Here is a 1,040-nt window from a genome sequence, read left to right on the forward strand (position 1 = left end):
GGCGCGGGGTGCTGAAGACGACCGAGAAGGCGAAGTTGGCGTCCAAGCACGCCACCCGGGAGCTGCGCGACGCGCTGCCGGGCCGGGCGTACATCTTCGACCCCACGGCCGCCCAGGAGGCGTTCGCGGACCGCGAGACACCGCCGCAGGTGACCCCGGATCAGGCTCCGGTACCGGACGACGACTCGGCCACCGTGGCGGCCGAGAGCCGGGCCCTGGAGGCATTCCGCAAGAGGGAAACAGCAGTACAGGACACGTCCGATGACGTCGCCGCGTCGCGGCGTCATGACGTCACCAGTCCCGTGCAGGCCCCGCCTCGGCCGACGTCCCCGCCGCGCGTGGTGTTCCCGGCCCCCGAGGAGCGGGTGACGGACCGGCCGTTCGCGTCGCTGTCCGCGCGGGCGACCGGCCGCACGCTGTCCGCGACCCGGTTCGGGGTGCTGGGCAACGGGGTGCTGCACCTGCCGAACTGCGAGCCGGTGAAGGTGCCCGTGCCCTCCTCGGTGGACGACGTGCCCGCCCTGGTGGCCGCGTACGGGCTGAAGACGCTCTGGGTCCACCAGGAGGCGATGGAGGCCATGGGCCTGCCGACGTTCGAGGAGCGGCGCGAGCTGGGCATGGCCCAGACCCGGGCGGCCAAGGGCCTGGCCGAGGACCAGCCGGTGAAGCCGCCCGGGGCGATGAACCCCGTGGCGCACGCCTGGGCAATTCCGGGGGCCGGGTCGCCGGTGGCCGAGCTGCACCCGGCCGGGCTCACCGCATGGATGACGCTGGTCCTGGCCGACGAGAACGCGCGGGACTCCCGGGTCACCGTGGCGGTGCCCGCCTATGAGCACCGGTTCGACAAGGCCAAGCAGCCCGGCCGGGGAGGATGGGGCGGAGCCGAGACCCCGGAAGTCCTGCTGGACGCGCTGATGGTCTACCTCATGTCCACGCTGCACGGCACCCAGGCCCGGCCCAAGGTCGTGCCCTATTTCCAGGGGCCGAACCAGACGGGCGAGGACATGGCCGGCGGGAAGGGCCGGACCGAGGTGCTGTGC

The 1,040-nt window shown here is 73.4% G+C and carries 1 protein-coding gene; it reads left to right on the forward strand.

The features are described from left to right. A partial coding sequence (locus ACFVXH_RS41190; protein WP_387831220.1) for a hypothetical protein occupies positions 1 to 1,040 on the forward strand: 1,040 nt, incomplete at both ends.

This window comes from Kitasatospora sp. NPDC058184 (assembly GCF_042883725.1).
Lineage (GTDB): Bacteria > Actinomycetota > Actinomycetes > Streptomycetales > Streptomycetaceae > Kitasatospora.